The sequence below is a fragment of the Bradyrhizobium sp. CCBAU 65884 genome (assembly GCF_028128835.1).
GTDB classification, from domain to species: Bacteria; Pseudomonadota; Alphaproteobacteria; order Rhizobiales; family Xanthobacteraceae; genus Bradyrhizobium; species Bradyrhizobium ottawaense.
On sequence record NZ_LBJU01000123.1, the window covers coordinates 140786 to 158421 of the forward strand.

Annotated in this window: 18 protein-coding genes; 8 read left to right on the forward strand and 10 right to left on the reverse strand. The window is 65.2% G+C overall.

Going from position 1 to position 17636, the window contains the following annotated elements:
- Positions 1–42: 42 nt before the first annotated feature.
- Genes XI03_RS24550 through XI03_RS24560 form a run of 3 tightly spaced genes read left to right on the forward strand, consistent with a single transcriptional unit; the run spans position 43 to position 585 of the window.
- Positions 43–183 carry a hypothetical protein gene (locus XI03_RS24550; RefSeq protein WP_162832251.1) on the forward strand — a complete coding sequence of 47 codons (141 nt, stop codon included), beginning with the start codon at positions 43–45 and terminating at the stop codon, positions 181–183.
- Positions 184–188: 5 nt separating this feature from the next.
- Positions 189–368, forward strand: coding sequence for a hypothetical protein (locus XI03_RS24555; RefSeq protein WP_038971663.1), 180 nt, complete (start codon positions 189–191; stop codon positions 366–368).
- Between the two features lie 25 nt (positions 369–393).
- The gene (locus XI03_RS24560) at positions 394–585 is read left to right on the forward strand and encodes a hypothetical protein (protein ID WP_028142885.1); all 192 of its coding nucleotides are present in this window, start codon (positions 394–396) and stop codon (positions 583–585) included.
- A 25-nt stretch (positions 586–610) separates the two neighbouring features.
- Here XI03_RS24560 and XI03_RS24565 read toward each other — a convergent pair whose 3' ends face one another.
- The 5 genes from XI03_RS24565 to XI03_RS24585 form a co-directional block, all read right to left on the reverse strand.
- Positions 611–2050: a serine/threonine protein kinase gene (locus XI03_RS24565; protein WP_028142884.1), complete on the reverse strand. Its 1440-nt coding sequence runs from the start codon at positions 2048–2050 to the stop codon at positions 611–613.
- A 5-nt stretch (positions 2051–2055) separates the two neighbouring features.
- Complete coding sequence (locus XI03_RS24570; protein WP_038948027.1) at positions 2056–2796, reverse strand: metallophosphoesterase family protein; 741 nt, start codon at positions 2794–2796, stop codon at positions 2056–2058.
- A 131-nt stretch (positions 2797–2927) separates the two neighbouring features.
- The gene (locus XI03_RS24575; protein ID WP_271593555.1) at positions 2928–3533 is read right to left on the reverse strand and encodes a hypothetical protein; all 606 of its coding nucleotides are present in this window, start codon (positions 3531–3533) and stop codon (positions 2928–2930) included.
- Positions 3526–4212, reverse strand: coding sequence for a hypothetical protein (locus tag XI03_RS24580; RefSeq protein ID WP_028142881.1), 687 nt, complete (start codon positions 4210–4212; stop codon positions 3526–3528). Before XI03_RS24580 ends, XI03_RS24575 begins: the two co-directional genes overlap by 8 nt.
- A complete protein-coding gene (locus XI03_RS24585; RefSeq protein WP_028142880.1) occupies positions 4209–4994 on the reverse strand; it encodes a MotA/TolQ/ExbB proton channel family protein in 786 nt (261 codons plus the stop codon). The genes XI03_RS24580 and XI03_RS24585 overlap by 4 nt, the downstream gene beginning before the upstream one ends.
- Before the next feature lie 199 nt (positions 4995–5193).
- On the opposite strand from XI03_RS24585, the gene XI03_RS24590 reads away from it, so the two are divergent.
- The 3 genes from XI03_RS24590 to XI03_RS24600 all read left to right on the forward strand — a co-directional run bounded on the left by XI03_RS24590 (position 5194) and on the right by XI03_RS24600 (position 7637).
- Positions 5194–6564 (forward strand): sensor histidine kinase, encoded by a 1371-nt coding sequence (locus XI03_RS24590; protein ID WP_271593556.1) that lies wholly within the window; start codon positions 5194–5196, stop codon positions 6562–6564.
- Positions 6565–6571: 7 nt separating this feature from the next.
- A complete protein-coding gene (locus XI03_RS24595; protein WP_028142878.1) occupies positions 6572–7222 on the forward strand; it encodes a response regulator in 651 nt (216 codons plus the stop codon).
- 106 nt (positions 7223–7328) lie between these two features.
- Positions 7329–7637, forward strand: a complete 309-nt coding sequence (locus XI03_RS24600; RefSeq protein WP_018316558.1) for a hypothetical protein — start codon at positions 7329–7331, stop codon at positions 7635–7637.
- Between the two features lie 15 nt (positions 7638–7652).
- Here the strand turns inward: XI03_RS24600 and XI03_RS24605 are convergent, their stop codons facing one another.
- Positions 7653–8240: a TetR family transcriptional regulator gene (locus XI03_RS24605; RefSeq protein ID WP_028142877.1), complete on the reverse strand. Its 588-nt coding sequence runs from the start codon at positions 8238–8240 to the stop codon at positions 7653–7655.
- A gap of 563 nt (positions 8241–8803) precedes the next feature.
- Here XI03_RS24605 and purB point away from each other — a divergent pair.
- Complete coding sequence (gene purB / locus XI03_RS24610) at positions 8804–10111, forward strand: adenylosuccinate lyase (protein WP_018316561.1); 1308 nt, start codon at positions 8804–8806, stop codon at positions 10109–10111.
- A gap of 60 nt (positions 10112–10171) precedes the next feature.
- Here purB and XI03_RS24615 read toward each other — a convergent pair whose 3' ends face one another.
- Positions 10172–10666 carry a hypothetical protein gene (locus tag XI03_RS24615; RefSeq protein WP_271593557.1) on the reverse strand — a complete coding sequence of 165 codons (495 nt, stop codon included), beginning with the start codon at positions 10664–10666 and terminating at the stop codon, positions 10172–10174.
- Between the two features lie 149 nt (positions 10667–10815).
- On the opposite strand from XI03_RS24615, the gene XI03_RS24620 reads away from it, so the two are divergent.
- Entirely contained in the window at positions 10816–11985 is a 1170-nt protein-coding gene (locus XI03_RS24620; RefSeq protein WP_271593558.1) for a M20 aminoacylase family protein, read from the forward strand.
- A 24-nt stretch (positions 11986–12009) separates the two neighbouring features.
- On the opposite strand, the gene XI03_RS24625 is transcribed toward XI03_RS24620, so the two are convergent.
- From XI03_RS24625 to XI03_RS24635, 3 genes are read right to left on the reverse strand one after another with little or no spacing between them, the layout of a single operon-like run.
- Positions 12010–13830 carry a caspase family protein gene (locus tag XI03_RS24625; protein WP_271593559.1) on the reverse strand — a complete coding sequence of 607 codons (1821 nt, stop codon included), beginning with the start codon at positions 13828–13830 and terminating at the stop codon, positions 12010–12012.
- A gap of 41 nt (positions 13831–13871) precedes the next feature.
- Positions 13872–15743 (reverse strand): caspase family protein, encoded by a 1872-nt coding sequence (locus XI03_RS24630; RefSeq protein ID WP_271593560.1) that lies wholly within the window; start codon positions 15741–15743, stop codon positions 13872–13874.
- Positions 15743–17584: a caspase family protein gene (locus XI03_RS24635; protein WP_442869738.1), complete on the reverse strand. Its 1842-nt coding sequence runs from the start codon at positions 17582–17584 to the stop codon at positions 15743–15745. The genes XI03_RS24630 and XI03_RS24635 overlap by 1 nt, the downstream gene beginning before the upstream one ends.
- Positions 17585–17636 lie beyond the last annotated feature (52 nt).

The following is a 17636-nucleotide window of genomic DNA, read 5'->3' on the forward strand; positions in this document are numbered from 1 at the left end:
TCACCGCAAGTGACTCCTGCCTGCTTTTGACGGGAGCACATCATGACGACGACCCTGGTTTGGACTGGCGTAGCGTTGTGGTTCGGGTTCAACGCGGCGATTGCAACTCGCAGCCTCTTTGTCGCACGACCAGTGAAGGCCGCGGCTTCCGCCCGCATCATCCACCTTCGTCGTCGTGGCTGAGCGCCATGCAGATCGCACTCGTGAAGCGCCAGCCGAAGCGCAGGTGCCGCATCCCCCGCCGCCCGCATCCGGGCCTCGACTATTTCTTCGGCCGCCTCGAGCGTGCCGATGGCGCACTCGGCGACGATGCCGGGCTCGACAATTCGGACCTCGATCATTCGTTTCCGTCGCAGCGCCGACACTGAGACACTCTTTTCCGGACCACCTCCCATGAAACCGCACTGCCCGAACTGCCTCAAGGAAATGACCAAGGCATCCGCGTCGCGTAACCTGTTCAGTTGCGAGCCCTGCCGCGAGATCATCCAGTATTTCGGCGGCAGCGCGGATCACGGCGGGCCCGGCCCGCAATTCTGTTGGCCGATCCGCCGCAAGCGCACCGCTCACTCCGCCCACGCGGCCTGATCCAGCCTCAAATCGGCCAGGCGGCCTATCCCGGCACTTCGCCGGCATTGGGCTCGCCGGCTTCCCCCGCCATCCGCGGCGGCCGTACCACGGTGACGGTGCAGGCCGCTTCCGAAGCCACCTTGGCCGAGACGCTGCCGAGCAGCGTGCGCCTGAACGAGCCCTGCCGCGCACCGATGATGACGTGGTCGACCTGGTTGACCTCGGCGAACTCCAGGATCGCGGCGGCGGGATCGACCGCCTCCAGCACATGAGCCGACAGCCGGCTCTCATCCAGCTTGAGCGGCGTCGCCCAATGCCTGAGCGCGACCAGGCGGTCGATATGCTTGTTGGACCCCTGCTCGTCCAGGGTACGGTCGATCGCGATCCGGTTCAGTTTGAGCACGTTGACACAGGCAAGCCGCGCTGACGGCAAGGTGGCAAGGATGCGCTCGGTGGTCACACGCAGCGCCTCGTTCAACTCCGGTGCGCCTTCCACGGTGTCGAGCGCGACGGCGAGGATAGGGCTCGATGCGATTTGAGCGGCGACATCCGATTTCGCGCGCGGCGCCATGACGCCCTGGTTGAAGCGGCGCCGCCAAGCGACGCCGATGGGGTCGCGCTTCACCCGCTCCGAGCGCGCGGTGAGCTTGACCTGGTCCGGATGGGCGAGATCGAAGGCGAGCTGCGACGCCGTCGGATAGCGCCACACCGGCTCGATCTCGAGACATCGCAACACCACCTCCTGAAGCCAGGGCGGGTAGTCGGCGCGCAAGCTTCGCGGCGGATACGGATCGCGCCACAGCCGGCGCCGCATCGCGCGCATCGTCTCGCCCTCGCCGAAGGGCCGCTCGCCAGTCGTGAAGAAATAGAGCAGCACGCCGAGCGAAAACAGATCGCTGCGCTGATCGTCGCGCACCCCTGACAGCCGCTCGGGCGCCATGTAGGGCGCGGTGCCGTAAGGCAGGCGGAATTCCTCCTGCAGGAGATCCGGCAGGTGGTTGTGATGCGACAGGCCGTAGTCGATCAGAACCGCCTCGCCGCTATCGCGGAACATGATGCTGCTCGGCTTGATGTCGTGATGGATCACGTTCTGGCGGTGGAGATCGGCAAGCGCGGTTGCGATCTTGGCGACGAGCTGCCGCGCCTCGTCGTAAGGCAACGGCAGGTCGGGCAGCCGCTTGTAGAGCGTGGTCCCGCCGATGCGCTCGATCACGACATAGGCCTGGTGCGCGAAATCGCCGGTGCCGAAACAGGCCGGGACGTGCGGACCCGCCAGCCGCGGCAAGATCATCATCTCCATCTCGAAGGAGACGATCGCAGCGGGATCCTCGCCCTCCGACACCCGCGGGATCTTCATCAGCAAGGGCACGTCGATGCCGGGATGGGTGACCGTCCACAACGTCGCCATGCCGCCGGCATGAACGCATTCACCGATGGTGTAACCATCGATCAACGCGCCGGATTTGACCAGGGGCTTCGGCATCGCCGTCAGCGCCCCTGCGAGAGCCGGTCGGCGAGCCAGTGCGGCAGGCCGTTGTCGCGAATCCTGTCCGCCGCGGTCTCGATGTCATAGGGCGCGCGGCAGTAGGTGATCTGGCACGTCTCGGTGTCGAACAATACGAAGGCCGCAGACGGATCGCCGTCGCGGGGCTGGCCGACCGCGCCGAGCACGGCGAGCCATTGCCGGCCGCGCAGAAGCTGCACCGGGACGTCGGTCTTCGGGACGAAGCTCGTCATCTTGGCCGTCACCGACATCGAATAGAGCGCGGGACGATGGATGTGGCCGCAAAACGTGACATGAGCGGGCGTTGCAATCAGGCTCTTGGCGGCGTCCACCGTCGAGCGGACATAGTGCCAGCGCTGGGGGCTGGAGGCTTCCGAATGCACGAAGAGACGATCGCTATCCTCCACCAGCATCGGCAGTTCGGTCAGGAACCGCCTCTGCGCGCTATCAAGCCGGCCGCGGGTCCATTCGATTGCGATTTGCGCCTCGGCGTTCATGGTCTCCGTCGGGGAATTGACCGCCTGGTCGTGATTGCCGCGCACGGCGATCGCACCCTGGGCAACGAGCTCCATCGCGGTATCCACCACCCATTCCGGATCGGCGCCATAGCCGACGAAATCGCCGAGCAGGACGAACCGCTCAGCGCCCTTCGCACGGGCAACCTTCAGGCAGGCCTCGAAGGCCTGCCTGTTGCCGTGGATATCCGAAAAGACAGCTAGGAGCACGCACCCTCCACCCTCCAATTCTTATTGAAGGCCGGTAAGGCCAAATTGAGGGAGGTCAAAACCATGCGCCAGCGCCGCGCCGATTACCAGCGCAGCCTTGCGGTGATGATCTTGCGGTGATGATGATGAGCCTATTGCTCGTCCTTTGGCGGCATCCGGGGCGGCGGCAGCGGGGTGAAGCTCACGGCTTGCGCGCCGGCCGGCGGGGCGATGAATTCGCCGGTCGAGGAATCGCCGCCGGTGGTCTCCAAAATGGTCTTGGGCGTCACATATTCGCGGACCATGTCGATGAGGCTGCCATCGCCGCCGCCGAAATCAGCGGCGCGGCCGCCTTGCGGATGTCCCAACGCGATTTCGTTCTCCGCGGCATGGGTCTTGTCGGCGAGCCTGTCGTCGTAGGGCACGCGGAAGGCGCGCGGGATGCCGCTCGGGCGATTGTCCTCGTCGAGCTGCTCGACCCACAGATAGATCGAGCCGGGATCACCCTGAAGCGAATGCGGCTCGACGATGCGGGCCTTCAGCAGCTTGAAAGTCGCCGGCAGCCGGTCGGCACTGGCCCAACCGAGCAGCCCGCGCATTTCGGTGAAGCTGACGACGTAGAAGGCGCTGGTCACGACCACGGCGATCGCCTTCAGCGACCAGTGCAGCCGCGCGTAGACCAGCACGACCAGCAGCAGCGCGCCGATCACGGCGTAGGCGAGCGACAGCGTGAGGATGACCGTTTGCAGGCTAGTCACGGCGCACCCTCGCAGCGTTGTTGCTCACACCGGTCCTGGGGTCGAGATCGGCGCCGTTGCGCCACCCGGTGCGGAACGTCTCCAGCAGCGATTTCGGCCGCTGGTCCACATTGACGACCTTGCCCTCGGCATCGAGCCGGAACCGCACCGCGGTCTTCTCATCGCCGGTGTGGTCGAGCGTGAACTTGTTGTCGAAGACCACCTGCGCGGTCGGATTGAGCTTCTGCACCTTCACATTGGCCGTGACGGGTTCGCCGGTCGTCGCCACGAAATGCGAGACGTTGACGGTGTATTCGCCGGCGACGATGCCGCGCACCGTGACGATCTCCTCGCGGATCGGCGAGGCGATCTTCTTGCCGTTGACCATGATGAAGTCGTTGGCCCCGCCGCGGTCGTCGCGATCGAGGGTCAGGAAGCCGGCCTCACGATGGCGGTACCAGGCGATATTGCCGACGGGATCCTGCACGAACAGGTCGAGGTCGTCGGGGTGGCTATCCGGCCAGTCCAGCGTGATCATGAACTCGGCCTTGGAATCGATCTTGCCCTCCTTGGCATCAGGGGAGACCGCGAGCAGCGCAAGAAAGAACAGGAACGCGATCACCTGGAGCGCCTTGAACAGCATCACGCCCAGCGGATCGAACGGCTCCTCGCGCGGATAGAGACCGAAATCATCCATCATGACGGGATTCCGACACCCTTGATTCCAGACCCCTTGCGCTCCAGCACCGGCGTCACATAGGTCTCGGTCAGCACCACCGCATCCGAGAACACCCGCTGGGTCGCGGCATCCAGCATGTAGTACTGGATACGGACCAGGATCGAGCCGACGAGGCCGGCGAGCGTCGTGTACATCGCGACCGCCATGCCGTCGCTCATCAGCCCCATCGAGGAGCGCATCGCGACCTTGTCGGCGGCATCCAGCCCCGCGATCGGGGCCAGCATGATGATGAAGCCGACGATGGTGCCGAGCAGGCCGAGCTTCATCAGCGTATCCGAGACGAAGGCGCCGAATCCATTGGAGCCGCGCAGCCGGTCCGCGAGCGTCCGCAGCAGCAGCGTCTGGTCGACCGGGCGGTAGTCCTGCGCGGCCGCTTTCGTCACCAGGCTCTGGATGTGGTCGCGCACCAGCCCGCGCGGCAGCACCGCCGCGCTCGCGTCAAGCACCTTGCCGCCCTCAGGCGCGGCGAGCGCCTCGCGGCAGCGCCGCGCCGCTGCGCCTTCACGCGCGATCGCCCGCGTGCGCAGGAAGCAGTGGCCGCAGGTCAGGACATAGAGCACCGCGATGACGCTCGAAATGTAGGTCCGGTCCGAGGTCAGCATCAGATGGATCAGGCCGAACCGCCACAGCAGCACGACGGCGAAGACCGAGAGCCCCGTGAAGATCATCCAGAACAGGAGCGCGCTGCGCTCGGATGGGTCGGTCGCGGTTCCCGCGATCGGTCCAATCGTGATCGAACTCATGCTGCACTGCTCCCGGCCCGCAACGATTGGCCTGCAAAGATTTCCGGTCGATTAGATCAAAGCCGTCGTATCAGGTCCAAAGACCCATGCCCAATCCGGCTTGGGAAATTTGCCCGAGCTGCAATCCCGCCACACCCCGCAATTGGCAAGGCGCGGCGGCATTGTTAGGCTGAGCTTATCAAACGTCGAGGGTGATCGCATGCGCCTCGTGCTTCAGCTTGTCGCCCGTCTGCTGCTTATCGTAGCCCTGTGCCTTGGCGCGGCAACCATATGGGCCACATTCGACGCCTATCGCAGCGTCGACCGGTCGACTGCGGCCTCGGCGCAGCGGGTCGCGCAGGCGCTTCAGGCGCTGTATTGGCGCGAGCTTTTGTTGCGCAGCAGCAGAGCGCGCGAGCACCTCCTGCCCGTTCCGGACTGGCGCACCCTGGAGACCATGAAGCTGATCTCGCCCGGCGTCTGCGTCGAGTTCCAGCCGGCTGCGGCATTCGAGAAGCCGCTCTGCGGCCAGAGCGAGGGGCTGGGCAAGGCCCCGCCGCGCTGGTTCGCCGCGATCGTGCCGACCTTCCTCGGCAGCCACGCCGAGGTGGTCCGGCCGGTCAGTCCCCGCGCCGCGACCGCCGGCACCGTGGTCGCGACGCCGGATGCCGCGGCCGCCGTCTCACTCGCCTGGGAATACATCCTCAACGTGATCGACGTCGCGCTGTTGATGGCGGCGGCGATCGCGCTGCTGGCTTCGCTGGCGATCGCGCATGCGCTGGCACCGGCGCGCACGATCGTGACCGCCCTGCAGCGCATGGCGCGCGGGCAGTATCGCACCAAACTCCCGCGTTTCCGCTCCATGGAGCTGGCGATGATCGGCGGCGCCGTCGACGAGCTCGGCGGCCGGCTGGAGGAAGCCACAGAGCAGCGCGCCGCGCTGACGCGGCGCCTGATCGAGATCCGCGACGACGAGCGCCGCGCCCTCGCCCGCGAGCTGCACGACGAGTTCGGGCAGAATCTTTCCGCCATTCTCGCCTTCGCCGACACGATCGAAACGGCGAGCACGAAGGACAATCGGGATAATGGCATCGCGCAGGACGCGCGCATGATCTCGCAGGCCACCCATCATCTGATGGCCTCGCTCCGCGATGCGCTGAAGCGTCTGCGCAATCCCCTGCCCGAGGAGCTCGGGCTCGAGGCAAGCCTCGTCAATCTCGTCGACAGCTGGCGCTCACAGAGCGCGGCGCGGCCGACGATCCAGCTCGATCTCAGGGGTGACCTCACTGACATCAGCGGTCCGGCCGCCACCACGGCCTATCGCGTGGCACAGGAATGCCTGACCAACGCGCTGCGTCACGGTACGGCGCGCGAGATCTCGTTGCGCATCGAACGCCGGGCCGGCGAGGATGACGCGCTGCTCATCCGTGTCGAGGACGACGGCGGCGGCGATGCGGAGCGCGTCTCGCAATCTGCCGGCTTCGGCCTGACCGGCATCCGCGAGCGCGTCACGGCGGCCGGCGGATCGCTCTCGATCCTGCCCGCCCGCGGCGGCCTCAGTGTCGCCGCCACCATCCCGCTCGCCGCGTGAGGGCGGAATGAGCGAGGTTGCAGCAACAGGCATCTCCGTGCTGCTCGTCGACGACCACCCGATCGTCCGCCAAGGCTATCGGCGCGTGCTGGAAAGCCAGGGCGATCTGCATGTCGTGGCGGAGGCCGACAACGCCGCGGACGCCTACAGTGCGTTCAAGGCGCATGATCCCGATGTCGTCTTGCTCGACATCTCGATGCCCGGCGCGAGCGGGCTGGAGGCGATCCGCAACATCCGCGCGCGCAGTCCGCGGGCGCGGATCCTCGTCTTCACCATGCACAACGAGGCCGTGCTGGTGAAAGCCGCCTTCAGCGCGGGGGCCAGCGGCTTCGTCACCAAGAGCAGCGAACCGTCGGCCGTCGTCACCGCGATCCGCGCCGTCGCGCGCGGCGAGCGGGCCATGAGCGACGATATCGCGCATATCCTCGCCGAGGACAGTCTGTCGGCGGGCTCAGCGCTGGATCAGTTGGGCGAGCGGGAGATCGAGATCCTGCGCCAGTTCGCCGGCGGCGCCACCACCGAGCAGATCGCGACGCACCTCAATCTCAGTGTGAAGACAGTGCAGAACTACCACTATCTGATCAAGACCAAGACCGGCGCGCGCACCGACGCGCAGCTGGTGCGGCTCGCCGCGACCTGCGGGCTGACGAAGATCTAGCAGCGGGGCTGCCGCTTTCCCACGTCACTTGAAGATTTCGAATCTGCCGGGCCCGATGGAACGGAGGCCATCCGGCTCCGGTTAGGAGTAGAGTGGAGGAATCGCCATGAGTAAGGCTCATCACAAGGCAGTCGACCATCCCCCGATCATCACCGTAGGCGAGCTCATCGATGAACTTTGCCGCCTGCCCGATACGGCCGTCGTCCACTTCCGCTGCCCCATGCTTGAGCAGGAGCTGACATTCTACCGCCTTCGAAAGCGGTCAAAGGATGCCGTTGAAATCGCGGTCAATGCATATCCGGAGAGCCCGCCAGTCGTACCGGCGACCAACGGCGGTGCGTTTCAGCCGCGCAGGCACGCGACAGCCGCGCCCCCCGTTCGGGAGAGTGCGCTTCTTCACAAGGCAAGAGGGTGAGATAGGCCTCCGGGTCTAGGCCGCCTTCAGGCCGCGCAGCAGCAGCGCGAGCGTCGCATCGACGCGCGCGGAGAGATCCGCATCCTTCCACTCGTCGGCATGCGCCGGATGGTGGAAGCGGACGGTGGCATCGAAGATCGCGCGCGCAGTGGTCTTGACGTCGCCGATGGCGAATGCGCCCTGCTTCACGCCGTCAGTCAGGATCGCCGAGATCTGGTCGATCATGGTGTCCTTGTGACATTTGACGGCCGCGCAGGCCTCGCGCGCCAGCGTCAGATAGGTCTCGAACATCTCGGGGTCGTCGAGCACACGCGAACGCTTGGCGGCGAACAGCGTCCGCAGCCAGCGGTCGAGCCGCGCCGGCGCCGGGCCCTGCTCCGCAGCGATCTGGCGGAGCGGCGCGTCGATGCGGTCCAGCCAGCGTTTGGCAACGGCCTCGCGCAGCGAGGCCTTGCTCGGGAAATGGCGATACACGCTGCCGTGGCTCACATCGAGCGCACGGGCAACGTCGACCACGGTGGCCTTGGCAAGTCCGTAACGCCGCAAGACGTCCTCGGTCACTTCGAGGATCCGCTCCGGCGTCAAGACAACGGCTTCATTCATGCCAGCACCATGTTCCCGTTTGGGCTCAGTTATCCGGCGATAGAGCTGCTTCCGAAGCGCCCATGCCGGCCGTTTCGGAAAGCTTTCGCCTTAATGAGGCAGTTTTGCAGCCTGCGCCGCGATCTGGCGCGCCACCAGCAAATTGAGCCAATGCCCAATCGCCCCGGTGAGATTGATGATTTCGGTCGTCATTTTCTTATATCTCCATTCGTCCACGGCCCTCGCCCTTCGATGGCGACCTTCGATCCGAGAGGTATTTCGGATGTCGGGCTCCCCCTGGAGGTGACCGCGGGACACCCAATCGGAGCGTCCGAGACGGGATATACACGTCCCGCTGACAGATTTCAATATCTGTCAGTCAATGATCCGTGATTGACAGTTAATATTTGCGGCTGGCGTCGCCATCCCCTGCCATCCGGTCCGGTGGATAGCTCGGCGATCCCCCTCTCCCGGGGCCCAGACCGTTTGTTTCCCCCTGCCTGCTCTGTTAAATCACGGCGTAAAAAGCATTTTGGCCGGCGCCGCCCCTTGGGACCGCCCGCCCACCTTCCTGGAGCCGTCAGATGATCCCCCGCTATACCCGCCCGGAAATGGCCTCGATCTGGGAGCCGCAGACCCGGTTCAAGATCTGGTTCGAGATCGAGGCGCATGCGGCGGACGCCCTCGCCGAGCTCGGCACCATCCCCAAAGAGGCCGCCAAAACGGTCTGGGCCAAGGCCAAGGACGCCACCTTCGACGTCGCCCGCATCGACGAGATCGAGCGCGAGACCAAGCACGACGTCATCGCCTTCCTCACTCACCTCGCCGAGATCGTCGGCCCCGAGGCGCGCTTCGTCCACCAGGGCATGACCTCGTCCGATGTGCTCGACACCTGCCTCAACGTCCAGCTCACCCGCGCCGCCGACCTCTTGCTCGCCGACCTCGACAAGGTGCTGGCCGCACTCAAGAAGCGCGCCTTCGAGCACAAGATGACGCCGACCATCGGACGCAGCCACGGCATCCATGCCGAGCCCGTGACCTTCGGCCTCAAGCTCGCTTATGCCTATGCCGAATTCTCGCGCGCCAAGGAGCGCCTGATCGCGGCGCGGAAGGAAGTCGCGACCTGCGCCATATCAGGCGCCGTCGGCACCTTCGCGCAGATCGACCCGCGCGTCGAAGAGCACGTTGCGAAAGCCATGGGCCTTGTCCCCGAGCCGATTTCGACCCAGGTGATCCCGCGCGACCGCCATGCGATGTATTTCTCGACGCTCGGCGTGATCGCCTCTTCGGTCGAGCGCATCGCGGTCGAGATCCGCCACATGCAGCGCACCGAAGTGCTGGAGGCCGAAGAGTTCTTCTCGGAAGGTCAAAAGGGCTCCTCGGCGATGCCGCACAAGCGCAACCCGGTGCTGTCGGAGAACCTCACCGGCCTCTCCCGCATGGTGCGCGCCTATGTGACGCCTGCCCTGGAGAACGTCGTGCTCTGGCACGAGCGCGACATCTCGCACTCCTCCGCCGAGCGCATGATGGGCCCTGACGCGACCGTGACGCTCGACTTCGCGCTGGTGCGCCTCGCCGGCCTGATCGACAAGCTCCTGGTCTATCCCGCCAACATGCAGAAAAACCTCGATCGCCTCGGCGGCCTCGTCCATTCGCAGCGCGTGCTCCTGGCGCTCACGCAGAAGGGCGCGAGCCGCGAGGACGCCTACAAGCTCGTGCAGCGCAACGCGATGCCGGTCTGGCGCGGCGAAGGCGATTTCCTTCAGTTGCTGAAGAAGGACACTGAGGTGAAGAAGTATCTCTCGGACGCCGAGATCGAGGAGCAATTCGACCTCGGCTATCACCTCAAGCACGTCGACACGATCTTCAAGCGCGTGTTCGGCGAAAGCTGAGCACCGCTTGCGTCGCCCGGGAGCCACGCTCGTGGCGGCCGGGGCTCGTGCAATTGCGGTCTATAGTCGCTTCTGCAGCCATTTCACGAGCGCTGGGCTGCCGATGGTGGCGGTGATGAAGCCGCACATATTGCCGTCGACATAGCCCGCGCGGCCGCGCCCTTGCACGTAGCGCTTGCTGAAGAAGATCGTGTGCAGCTTGTTGCCAGCGTCATCGAGGAAGACGAGCTGCCAGCGCAAATCGGGCTGGTAAGACAATTGTACGGGCGCCAGCGCCTTGACGGCTGCCGCCAGTTCGGTCGCGTCGGTCGCGGTCAGAACCTGCGTCTTGCGTTCACTCGCGTAGCTCGAAAAATGCTCCGGCGAGATTGGAATGCTGGCGAGCAGGCGATCGGAGATCTTCAGAAGATCGATCCGCTTGATCTGGCCCGCCTGGATCTTCTGACTGATCGATCCAATCGCGGCAGTGGCCGGGCCGACATCGCAGGCGAAGGCCGGGCGCGCCATGATCGAGAAGCAGGCCGCCAGCACAAGAATGTCGCGTCCGAACTTCATGGCCTGCCCTCGTCCCCGGCGGATCGCTGCCGCACCTTATAGCCACGGAGCGGGGCGACGAAAGCCCGGCGACCATTTGCGGACCGCGATGCCGCGGAGTACGCTTCCAGCCCATCGCCCCTGCGAACACAGAAGAAACGGACCCTTTCATGCCCATCGTCAACCGCGTTGCCGCCCTCTCCGACGAAATGGCCGCCTGGCGCCATGACTTCCACGAGAACCCCGAATTGCTCTACGAGGTCCACCGCACCGCCGGCATCGTCGCCGAGAAGTTGCGCGAGTTCGGCTGTGACGAGGTGGTGACGGGTATCGGCCGCACCGGCGTCGTCGGGGTGATCCGCGGCCGCAAATCCGCCTCCGGCAAGACCATTGGCTTGCGCGCCGACATGGACGCGCTGCCGATCATGGAGACCTCGGGCGTGCTTTATGCGTCGAAGGTCCCCGGCAAGATGCACGCCTGCGGCCATGACGGCCACACCGCGATGCTGCTGGGTGCCGCCAAATATCTCGCCGAGACGCGCAATTTCGACGGCACGGCGATCATGATCTTCCAGCCCGCCGAGGAAGGCGGCGGCGGCAAGGCCATGGTCGAGGACGGGTTGATGACGCGCTGGAACATCCAGGAGGTCTACGGCATGCACAACATGCCGGGCCTGCCGGAAGGTCATTTCGCCACGACCCCCGGTGCGATGCTCGCCTCCTCCGACAACATCCAGATCACCGTCCACGGCAAGGGCGGCCACGCCGGCGCGGGTCCGCACAAATCCGTCGACAGCGTGCTGATCGGCTCGCAGATCGTCAACGCGCTGCAATCGATCGTGGCGCGCAACGTCGATCCGTTGAAGTCGGCCGTCATCTCGATCACGCAATTCCACTCCGGCACCGCCTTCAACATCATTCCGGAGGTCGCCGAGCTAGGCGGTACCGTGCGCACGCTCGATCCCGAGGTGCGCGATCTCGTCGAGCGCCGCATCGGCGAAGTCGCCGAGAGCGTCGCCCGCGCCTATGGCGGCTCGGCCGAGACGAAATACACGCGGATGTATCCGGTGACGATGAACCATGCGCGCGAGGCCGGCCTTGCCGCCGACGTCGCCCGCGACATCGTCGGCACCGATCGCGTCAACGACAAGTTCATCCCGATGATGGGCGCAGAGGATTTCTCCTTCATGCTGGAAGCGCGTCCCGGCGCGATGGTGCTGGTCGGCATGGGCGACGGCAACGAGTGCCACCACCCGTCCTATGTCTTCAACGACAACATCCTCGGCCACGGCGCCTCGTTCTGGGCGCGTCTGGTCGAGACGCGGATGCCGGCGGGGTAATCCCTCGCATCAGCGGGAGCCGCTTCAATTGCAGACCTCGGTCAAGCCGCCACCGTTAATGGCAACGCTCGGCGATCGTCCCAGCTTGCAGCCGGGACGAAGGGGCCGGCAGCCGGCATTCGTGCATACGATCTGGCCGGACGAATTCGCTTGTGAAGCAGCCGGCGATGACTCACTCTTTTTCCGGTCCGAGTCACGCCTTGCGGGTTCATCGCGCGTCGCGACGGGCTTCTTCTCCGGGATCTTTTCGCATTCGTTGTCGTCGCTGATACGGTGACCAGCACGGCACACGATCTTGCTGCATTGGTCTCCATCCGCCCTGAAACCGTGATCGCAAACCAGGGGACACACCCGCCCCGACTTTCCCTTGAGGGCGTCCAGCACATCGGCGTTCGCAATCTTCGCATCGAATTTGGTGCCGGCGTATTTGTTGAACAGCGTCAGCGAGCGTTGCGCCGTCTCGCTCCACTCGCTGTACGGCTCGGCCTTCATGCAGCCGACGCGCCGCAGCTCGACTTGCACGGATCTCGGCAGATCTTGCGCCGGAGCGGAGCTCGGCGGCGGCGAAAGCGCTGCAACCTTCTTGCTCTCGGCATCACTGGTCTGCTTTTCCGCAACGTGCTTCGCGGCGGCGTCGGCCGCCGCCTTCTCCATGACCTGCTTCTCCGCGAGCGCCTTCGCGGCCGCGGCTTCGGCTACCTTGCGCTCGCGTTCGGCCGCTTCGGCCTTCGCCTGCTCGATCTGCTTTTGCTTCTCCGCCGCGATCCGCGCGTCCTCGGCGGCTTTGGCGGCAGCGGCGGCCTTTTCCAGCTCCGCCTTGTGGGCTCGTTCGGCGGCGAGCTTCACCTTCTCCTGCTCGGCCAGCCGGGCCTTCTCGGTCGCCGCCGTGCGCTCCTCCTCGGCGGCAATCTTCTTCAACTGCACGCGGGCGAGGTTGGCGTAGAAGCCGTCCGGATAGGTCTGCAGGAAAGCTTCCCAGGCCTCACGCAGGCCGGCCTGAAGCGCAAGCTCATAGTCCCTGCGCACGCTGTCCTGTGGATTGGCCTGCGGTCCCGCAACGGCGACCGGCTTCGCCGGCACCAGCGGTACGTCGTCGCCGCCGAGCGAGCCGTAGACATAGGGCTCCTGCCTGCTGCCGGTGGCCTTCAGGACGTCGTCCCGCACGAAGCCGAACGCCTTACGCAGATCAAGCCCAGGCTTCGGCAGGTGCTCGGCCAGCGCCGTGGCGAAGGGGCTATTGCGGGAATCGCCATCGGACGCCGTCGATCCCGCCTTGGCCGCGAACGCGATCATCGTGTTCGGGCTGGTCGGCTCCACCTTGGCAAGCCCGCGCCCGATGGCGCGCGAGGCCACCATCCGCTTCATGGTCTTGGAAAAGGGATTGTCGCGGCAGGCGTCGAGGATGACGAGGCGCAGCCGCTTGGCCGGCTCGACGGCGAACAGCGCACGATCGAGCGCAACGGTCTCGTCGAGAACGTCGCCGTCGGTCTCCAGCATCGCGTCGGTCGGGATGAGATAGTTGCTGCCGTCGAGCTCGATGCCGTGCCCGGCGTAGTAGATCACCGCCATGTCGGCGTCGCGGACCCTGCCGGCAAAGTCACGCAGCGTCCGCCGCATCTCGGAGGCATTGAGGTCTGTCTTGACGTCGACTGCATCGAAGCCGGCTTTCCTGAACATGTCACCGATCAGGGCGGCATCGTTCACGGGATTGGTGAGCCGCAGCGTGTTCTTGTAGGCCGAATTGCCGATCACGAGCGCGACGCGCTTCTCGGCCTGCGCCGACGCGCAAGTTACGAGAGTGGCAACGATCAAAGCGCAGAAAGATCGAACAATATTCACGCACATTACCTGTCAGCCTTGATGCATTTCATGTGACCATTCGAAGGCTAGTTGCACACTTCCGCTTGACCCATGCCCGCGCCACCCGGGGTAGGATCTCGCACGATGCGACATCCTTTCGCGACCGGCCTACATACACCACTCCTGCAGATTATCTGTCCTGAGGCTTCCGATTTTGGGGCAGCGGTTTCCGCTTCCTTTCGGCTTTGGTCGCGCTTCCTCGTATCCTCACGCGTGGCAACCGGCTTCTTCTCGGATACTTTCTCGCACTCATTGTCGTCGCCAAGACGATAGCCGGCGCGGCAAGTGATCTTCACGCATTGATCGCCATCGGCCTTGAAGCCGAAATTGCACACCAGCGGACAGACGCGTCCCGGCTTTGCTTTCAGTGCGTCGAGCGCGTCGACGCTGGCGAGCTTCACGTCGAACTGCGTGCCGGCATATTTGTTGAACAAAGTCAGCGAACGTTGCGCGGCCGCCGTCCACTCGCTCTCCGTAGACGAGGTCAGGCAGCCGACGCGACGCAGTTCGCTTTGCACGGATTTGGCGAGATCAGCTGCAGACAACGTTGAAGTCGGCCCCGGCGAAAGCGCGGCAACCTTCTGATTTTCGACCTCCGGCAGCTGCCGATCGGCGGCGGGCCTGGCCGCGGCCTGCTCCGCCTTCTCTGCCGCCTGCTTCGCGGCAAGCTCGGCCTTGGCTTTCTCCGCCGCCTGCCTCTCGGCCAATGCCTTCGCTGCGGCCGCCTCGGCGACCTTTCGCTGCTGCTCGGCCGCCTCGGCCCTCGCCTGCTCGATCTGCTTCTGCTTCTCTGCGGCAATGCGGGCATCTTCGGCAACCTTGGCCGCAGCGGCCGCCTTGTCCTGCTCGGCCTTCTGGGCGCGTTCGGCAACGAGCCTCGCCTTTTCCTGCTCGGCCGCCTTGGCCTTCTGCTCGGCCGCAGCGCGCGTCTCTTCGGCGCCGATCTTGTTCAACTGGCCTTTGGCGAGATTCGCATAGAATCCCTCAGGATATTGCGCCAGGAACGCTTCCCAGCCGTCGCGCGTAGCGAGTTGGAGCGCAAGTTCATAGTCTCGCCTGAGCTCAGACTGCGGATTGGCTTGCGGGCCGGTCGCAACGGGCTTGGCAGGAACGAGCGGCACGTCGTCGCCGCCGAGCGAGCCATACACGAAGGGCTCTTGCTTGTTCGCGGTGCTCTTCAGCACGTCATCGCGCACGAAGCCGAACGCTTTGCGCAGATCCAGGCCGGGCTTTGGCAGGTGGTCCGCGAGCGCCGTGGCGAACGGGCTGTTCCGGGAGTCTCCATCGGACGCCGTCGAACCGGCCTTGGCCGCAAACGCAATCATCGTGTTCGGAGTGGTTGGCTCGACCTTGGCGAGGCCGCGGCCGATCGCGCGCGAGGCCACCGTGCGCTTCATCGTCTTCGCAAAGGGATTGTCTCGGCACGCATCGAGGATGACGAGCCGAAGCTGCTTGGCAGGCTCGATGCTCACCAGCACGCGATCGATCGGCAACGCCTCGTCGTAGACGTCGGTGTCGGTCTCGAGCGCGGCATCGGTCGGGATCAGGTAGTTGGTGCCGTCCACCTCCATGCCGTGGCCCGCATAGTAGATGACCGCGACATCGGCATCCCGGGTCCGCCCGCCGAATTCGCGCAGCGCCTTGCGCATTTCAGACGCGTTCAAGTCCTGCCTGACATCGACCGTGTCGAAGCCGGCTTTCCTCAACATGCCGCCGATCAAGCCGGCGTCATTCGCCGGATTGGCAAGCTTCGGCACGCTCTTGTAAGCGGAATTGCCGATGACGAGCGCGACGCGCTTGTCGGCGAGCGCCGGGCTGCAGGCGAGACAGCCTGCAAGAGCAAAAAAAGCAAGGGCCGTCAGCGCGATGGAGCAAGCCCGAAAGATGTGCTTCATCATCAGTTGCATATTTCAGCCGGTATCTTAGCCGCGGGATTGGAAGGATGATTAGCGGTCCCGAGCCGGCATCCCTTGGCGATCGGCCTGCATCCGGCGGCATTGCAGATCATCTGTCCCGAGGCTTGCGGCGCGGCCGGCGCGGCCTCCCTTTGCTTTCGATCCGTATCCCGCCTCCGCGACTCCTCGCGCGTCGCGACCGGCTTCTTCTCCTGGACCTTCTCGCACTCGTTGTCGTCGCCGACGCGATAGCCGGCGCGGCAGGTGATCTTGACGCATTGGTCGCCGTCGGCCTTGAAGCCGAAATTGCAAACAAGCGGGCAGACCCGCCCCGGCTTCGCCTTCAGCGCGTCGAGCGCATCCACGCTGGCGAGCTTCACGTCGAGCTGGGTGCCGGCATATTTGTTGAACAGCGCCAGCGAGCGCTGCGACGTCGCGCTCCAGTCGCCGTCTGCGACGGAGGACAGGCAGCCGACGCGGCGCAATTCGCTCTGCACGGATTTTGTCAGATCAGCCGCCGATAACGTCGATGCCGGCGGGGGCGAGAGCGCAGCGACTTTCTGGTTCTCGACTTCGGGCATCTGCCGATCGGCCGTCGGCTTGGCGGCCTGCTCAGCCCTCTCCGCCGCCTGCTTTGCGGCAAGCTCGGCCTTGGCCTTCTCCAAGGCCTGCTTCTCGGCAAGCGCCTTCGCAGCCGCCGCCTCAGCTACCTTGCGCTGGTGCTCGGCCGCTTCCGCTTTCGCCTGCTCGATCTGCTTTTGCTTCTCTGCGGCGATCCGCGCCTCTTCCGCCGCCTTGGCAGCTGCTGCTGCCTTCTCCTGCTCGGCCTTCTGGGCGCGCTCGGCGATCAGCCTCGTCTTTTCCTGCTCGGCCGCCTTGGCCTTTTGCTCGGCCGACGCGCGCGTCTCTTCGGCGCCGATCTTGTTCAACTGGCCCTTGGCCAGGTTGGCGTAGAAACCGTCCGGATACGCCGCCAGAAACGCTTCCCAGCCGTCGCGCGTCGCAAGCTGAAGCGCGAGCTCGTAATCCCTGCGAATGGCATCCTGCGGGTTGGCCTGCGGACCGGTCGCGGCCGGCCTCACGACGAGGGGCACGTCGTCGCCCCCGAGCGAGCCATAGACATAGGGCTCTTGCTTGTAGCCGGTAGTCTTGAGCACGTCGTCGCGCACGAAGCCGAAGGCCTTGCGCAGATCAAGGCCCGGCTTCGGCAGATGCTCGACCAGCGCAGCGGCGAACGGACTGTTTCGCGCATCGCCATCGGACGCCGTCGATCCTGCCTTGGCCGCGAAGGCGATCATGGTGTTCGGGCTGGTCGGCTCGACCTTGGCCAGGCCGCGCCCGACGGCACGTGAAGCCAGCGTGCGTTTCATCGACTTGGCGAAGGGGTTGTCGCGGCAGGCATCCAGGATGATCAGGCGCAGCTGCTTGGCCGGCTCGACCGCGAACAGCGCGCGTTCGACCGGAATGGTCTCGTCGAGAACGTCGCCATCCGTCTCCAGTGTCGCGTCGGTCGGAATGAGATAGTTGGCTCCATCGAGCTCGATGCCGTGGCCGGCGTAATAGATCACCGCCATGTCCGCATCGCGCGACCTGCCGGCAAACTCGCGCAGCATGCGCCGCATCTCGCTGGCACTGAGATCCAGCCTGACGTCGACGGAATCAAAGCCCGCCTTCTTGAACATGCCGCCGACCAGCGTGGCATCGTTCACGGGATTGCTGAGCTTGGGCGCGCTCTTGTAGGCAGAATTGCCGATCACGAGCGCAACCCGGCGGTCGGCATGCGCCGGTCCGCAGGCAAAGCCAATCGCAAATATCAACACAGCAAATAGCCGAAACGGAATCACTTGCGTCCCCCCGGATGCAATTCCCTGAGACTATTCGCTAGCGTCGCCGATT